Genomic DNA, 5,677 nt, shown 5'->3' on the forward strand with positions numbered 1-5,677 from the left:
GTAGAATACAGGTAACATTGTCAATAGGTAGGTCTTGTTGAACAAAAGAGACCTATCTTTTTTTTAGCACAAAATGGTGAAAGCTTTACATTTAAAGCTTTTCAGGCTATTTCGTCACCCCTTCAGGCATAATGCAATAGTTCTTGCTTGAGATGTTCAGGTAAACTAATGACGACTTTCCATAAGGCTAACTCAGTATTCATAACGTTTAGTTTAAGCAGATAAAGGGATGATTACAATTTTAGAATAGCAAGATATCAGCTATCATAATTCATTGTGGAACTGGCATCTTGCCAGTTCCACAAACATAGATGTAAATTCCTAGGATTCCTCATCCATCGGATTATTACCGACATCAAAAATAATTATAAATTCCGCATCAGGCATTAATCGTTTCAGGGCCCACAAATGTCCTTTGACCAAAGGTCACGCTACGCGAACGGCATCCGATCGATTGCGAAAGCGAGCAACAACTACTCGCTGCATTTTCGGTAACAGCCGCATGACCACCCATGGATGAAGGCGTTCAGAATACGTCATCATGAAAGTATCTCCTTGTGATTGGGGAGCCAGAGCTAGCCCGTCGATTTTGGACTCTCAGCGGGCTAGCTCTTGACTCTGGGCGTCTCAGCGCCCACATTTCTATTATACACAAATAATCTTTAATTGTAACATATTTTGAAAAATTTTGTAAAAAACTGGTCGGGAGTCGGGAATCGGGAGTCAGAAGTCTGAAGTCTGAAGTCTGAAGTCTGAAGTCAGCTTAGACTTACGTTTGCTGAGTTTAGGAATGTTTGGGGCATCTTGGTAGAATAGGCATCTTGGTGGAACAGGCATCTTGCCTGTTAAAGTTTCCAGGCGCTGACGGCTGACCGCTGACGGCTGACCGCTGTTCGCGTAGCGTGCGCATAGCGCATATGCTTGCCTATTGCCTTCCCTACCATGACTCCTCAAGTAAACCTTTCAACACCTCTTCCGTAAAAGGATTCTTACCAGCCCGGAGCTCATCTATCCATTCTTGCCGTTGTGCTTTCAACTCATCATCATCGATCCAGTCTACAAATGCCTGAAAATCTGATATCGCTCCTGGGGTATCCCCAGTCAAAGCCCTAGCCAAACCACGACTATCCAGAATACCGCTATGTTCAGGTTCTTTTGCTACTGCTTTTTCGCAGGCATCCATTACATCAGCAGCATATCCATGGAGGCTACCAAACCAACAGATGTAATTCCAAGAATTAGCATCAATTTCTAGGTTTGGATCTAGTTGTTGTGCTTCTTTATAGAGAGATAGGGCTTTGGTTACTTCACCTTGTATTGCTAACTCCTCACCTTGTTCAACTTTAGTGGGTGCTGCTAGCTGTTTGGCTTTTGTCTCTGGCTGTAATTCTAGCTCCCGATTCCATGCTTGGGCTTTTTGGAACTTAGCAATAGCACCCTCCACATCCCCCTCTTTCGCTAACTCCTCACCTTGTTTAACAAAACCAGAAGCTGCAGCTATTTTGCCATCTTAATCTTGGCATTTCTTTAAGCTATCTAAGGATTCAGGATGATCCACAAAGTAATCTTCAAGCAACTTACATCCCCTAGCCAGCATCTCACCTAAATCTTCAACGGCCCAGAGTCTGACAGTTTTGTCGGCTGATGCCGTAGCCAGGGTTTTACCATCGGGGCTAAAACTTACACTATTTACCGAGTCAAGATGTCCTTTCAACAGAGCTAATGGATTGCCCTGTAAATCCCAGAGTCTGACAGTTTTGTCGTCTGATGCCGTAGCCAGGGTTTTACCATCGGTACTAAAACTTACACTATTTACCGAGTCAAGATGTCCTTTCAACAGTGCTAATTGATTTCCTTCTAAATCCCAGAGTCTGACAGTTTTGTCCCTTGATGCCGTAGCCAGCCTCTGACCATCGGGGCTAAACCTTACACTTTCTACCCAGTCAAGATGTCCTTTCAACAGTGCTAATTGATTTCCTTCTAAATCCCAAAGTCTGACCGTATTGTCCCATGATGCCGTAGCCAGCCTCTGACCATCGGGGCTAAACCTTACACTTTCTACCCAGTCAAGATGTCCTTTCAACAGTGCTAATTGATTTCCTTCTAAATCCCAGAGTCTGACCGTATTGTCGGATAATGCAGTAGCAAGCATCTTACCATCTCGGCTAAAACTTATACTAAATACCAACTCTTGATGTCCTTTCAACAGAGCTAATGGCTTTCCCTGTAAATCCCAGAGTCTGACCGTTTTGTCCGATGATGCACTAGCAAGCATCTTACCATCGGGGCTAAAGCTTACACTATTTACCTCGGATTGATGTCCTTTCAACAGAGCTAATGGATTGCCCTGTAAATCCCAGAGTCTGACCGTTTTGTCCGATGATGCACTAGCAAGCATCTTACCATCGGGGCTAAAGCTTACACTTGATAGCGAGGATTTATGTCCTTGAAATAGAGCTAATTGCTTTCCCTGTAAATCCCAGAGTCTGACCGTTTTGTCGTCTGATGCCGTAGCCAGGGTTTTACCATCTCGGCTAAAGCTTACACTATTTACCTCGGATTGATGTCCTCTCAAAAGAGCTAATTGATTGCCCTGTAAATCCCAGAGTCTAACAGTTTTGTCCTTTGATGCAGAAGCGAGCATCTTACCATCTCGGCTAAAACTTACACTTGATACAGAGGATTGATGTCCTCTCAACAGAGCTAATTGCTTTCCCTGTAAATCCCAGAGTCTGACCGTTTTGTCGTATGATGCGGTAGCCAGCATCTTACCATCTCGGCTAAAACTTACACTATTTACCCGGAATTGATGTCCTCTCAACAGAGCTAATTGCTTCCCCTGTAAATCCCAGAGTCTGACAGTTGCGTCGTCTGATGCCGTAGCCAGGGTTTTACCATCAAGGCTAAAACTTACACTTCTTACCAACTTTTGATGTCCTCTCAACAGAGCTAATTGCTTTCCCTGTAAATCCCAGAGTCTGACAGTTTTGTCCGATAATGCCGTAGCCAGCCTTTTACCATCTCGGCTAAAACTTACACTTAATAGCGAGGATGGATGTCCTCTCAACAGAGCTAATTGATTTCCTTCTAAATCCCAAAGTATCACAGTAAGGTCGGATCCAGTAGCAAGCCTCTTACCATCTCGGCTAAAACTTACACTTCTTACCGAGGATTCATGTCCTTTCAACAGAGCTAATTGATTTCCCTGTAAATCCCAGAGTCTGACAGTTTGGTCAAATGATGCAGTAGCAAGCATCTTACCATCGGGGCTAAAACTTACACTTGATACCAAGGATTCATGTCCTCGAAATCTTCTCTTTTCTTTGAATTTACTAAGACTCTGCTGTAGAGCATACAGAGGACTAATAGCAGGATAGTTATCCAGGGGGCGACCATCTTTCACGATATTATATAGTTGTTGCCCAGTCTCCATGGCTGAGTATAAAAGCTCTCGCTCGCCATAGTAAACATTATCCCCTCCTAAGCGTCGTAAAATACTAACCCCTTGTTGTTCTAGTCGGGTACCTGTTTGAGCTTCCTGTGATTGTTTAAAATTATCTCTAGGTTTGATCCCAGTCACTACAGCCACAATTAAGGACAAACCCAGTACAGTACCACCTATACTTATGATCCACTTCGCTTTTTCTTTTGCTTCAGTTAAGATCCGCCTTTCTTCTACTAATACCTGTCGGTCTAATTCCTGAGCAGCTGACAAAAACTGATAATCCAAATCGCTCAAACTTTTACCCTTAGCCCAAGCTTGAGCATCCTGTAACGCTACCCCCCGCAACAAAAGCGATTCATCCTGACACCCAGACTCAACCCAAGCGGTAAAGGCTTCAGAATAGGGACGCAGTCTAGCCAATTCCTGCTTAACCCAATCGCCATCGAAAACACTGCCATAAATCTGGTTGTTAACCCTCAAACAGCCATCCCGCTCCACAACCAACCCCGATAGCCTTAATTCCGTCTGTTCTTCACTGCCATCAGCGGCAAGACTACCCTGATCTAATACGTGCTGATACAATCCCAACAGCCTACTCGCCCGTTGCTCATTTCTGAGAATGCGATCGCGTATAGTCTTTAAATGCTCTGGCTTATCCTGAGATACCCAATTGTTAATAATTTGGGTACGGGTGACCTGTGCAACGGAAGTTGAGTTAAAGTCTCTTGCCCCCCTAGCCCCCCAATTTTGGGGGGAACTTGAGTTAAAGTCCTCCGCCCCCCTAGCCCCCCAATTTTGGGGGGAACTTGAGTTAAAGTCCCCCAGAATTGGGGGATTTAGGGGGCTTGCAGCTGTTGGTAATGAGGTCAATTCATCTGAAAACGGCTGTAAGGGGGATCCATCCACCATTAACTTACACAACTTCTGGGTCAGAAATGGTTGTCCCCTTGTCCAAGTCAATATCTCACCTAACACCTGTTTTGGATTATCCACCTTCCCTACCAAACCAGGGAGCAGTGGTGTTTTCGCTTCTTCAAAGGTAAAGCCAGTCAGTTCAATATCCCGACCAATATTAAACGGAGTGCGCTGTTTATCCTGAATCAAATCCGCTGGAGTTGCTACTCCCAGCAAACAAAAACTCAGCCGATTGTAGACTTGCTTTTCGGCTCGTTTGTTATAACAACTGCGAATAAAGGCAAAGAAATCATCTTTAAACGCTACTTTAATAATACTGTCAATTTCATCGAGAAATATAACAATACTTTCCGGAATAGTTGCCAACAATACCGATTCAATAAACTTCCCAAACCCTAACAAGGGAGCGATGTGCTCTGTTTCTCGAAACCAAGCCTCTTCATCAAACTTATCTGATAGCTTAAACTCATCCACCAGCATCACTATCAAGCTTGAATACCACATTTCTACCGGTATATTCTCTTTCCCAATCATGGTAAAATCGATACAACCACAGGCTACTCCTGCTTCCTGGAGACGCTTCATAGTTTGTACCCGCAAACTCGATTTACCCATCTGTCGCGAGTTGAGCACATAACAAAATTCCCCAGCCATCAAAGCCTCAAAAATTTCCTCATCAGCTTTTCGCTTAGCATAAGTTGTAGCATCGTGAGGTAAACTTCCGCCAACTTGGTAGATTGTTGGTTGCTTGGTCATGATTAAGAAAGGGAGTAGGGAGTAGGAAATAGGGAACAGGGAACAGGGAACAGGGAACAGGGAACAGGGAACAGGGAATAGAGAACAGTAGTGAAGATATTGGAGTAGTATTTGGTTTTATGCTAAAGGGATACAGTATTGGATTTGATGATATAGTTATAGAGTTTTACAGGATTTATTTACTCTTCCTATTTCACTGCTCACTGCTCCCTGCTCCCTGCTCCCTGCTCCCTGCTCCCTGCTCCCTATCTATAAAATCCTGTTACTAAAATACTGACGATACAAATTATATCGAGGAATACAATCATTACCGATTGCTCTGACTAATCCCAGACTTTCTAACAGATAGGTTGGCTTAGGTTCCAGGCGCACAGCTTTAGTAGTGGTCAGTAATTTTTTGAAAGGGTTTAGTAAATTGGGATGGAGAATAAGATGTAAGCATTCAGGTGTAGAGATTGACAAAGTCACCCCACTCACTTCAAAAGCGGAATCAGAGACAATTCGTGAGAACGCTGCCTGACTGCTAAGGACACAGCCTGACTCAGGAACTTTATGGTATTA

At 43.8% G+C, this 5,677-nt stretch carries 4 protein-coding genes and 1 pseudogene; all 5 read right to left on the bottom strand.

All coding sequences use genetic code 11. The features are described 5' to 3' along the window. Positions 1–321: 321 nt before the first annotated feature. The 5 genes and pseudogenes from F6K46_RS37795 to F6K46_RS37815 all read right to left on the bottom strand — a co-directional run bounded on the left by F6K46_RS37795 (position 322) and on the right by F6K46_RS37815 (position 5,578). Positions 322–540, bottom strand: a pseudogene (locus F6K46_RS37795) (hypothetical protein). 244 nt (positions 541–784) lie between these two features. Further along, entirely contained in the window at positions 785–910 is a 126-nt protein-coding gene (locus F6K46_RS37800) for a hypothetical protein (RefSeq protein WP_293068419.1), read from the bottom strand. 27 nt (positions 911–937) lie between these two features. Beyond that, the gene (locus F6K46_RS37805) at positions 938–1,444 is read right to left on the bottom strand and encodes a hypothetical protein (protein ID WP_293068416.1); all 507 of its coding nucleotides are present in this window, start codon (positions 1,442–1,444) and stop codon (positions 938–940) included. Positions 1,445–1,510: 66 nt separating this feature from the next. Next, a complete protein-coding gene (locus F6K46_RS37810) occupies positions 1,511–5,116 on the bottom strand; it encodes an AAA-like domain-containing protein (RefSeq protein WP_293117996.1) in 3,606 nt (1,201 codons plus the stop codon). A gap of 249 nt (positions 5,117–5,365) precedes the next feature. After that, positions 5,366–5,578: an AAA-like domain-containing protein gene (locus tag F6K46_RS37815; RefSeq protein ID WP_293117999.1), complete on the bottom strand. Its 213-nt coding sequence runs from the start codon at positions 5,576–5,578 to the stop codon at positions 5,366–5,368. Positions 5,579–5,677 lie beyond the last annotated feature (99 nt).

This window comes from Moorena sp. SIO3E8 (genome assembly GCF_010692445.1).
In the GTDB taxonomy this organism is placed as follows: domain Bacteria; phylum Cyanobacteriota; class Cyanobacteriia; order Cyanobacteriales; family Coleofasciculaceae; genus Moorena; species Moorena bouillonii.

Excerpts from the sequence above, each read along its gene's own strand:
- F6K46_RS37810 (WP_293117996.1), bottom strand. The coding sequence starts at position 5,116 with ATGACCAAGCAACCAACAATCTACCAAGTTGGCGGAAGTTTACCTCAC.
- F6K46_RS37800 (WP_293068419.1), bottom strand. The coding sequence starts at position 910 with ATGCGCACGCTACGCGAACAGCGGTCAGCCGTCAGCGGTCAGCCGTCA.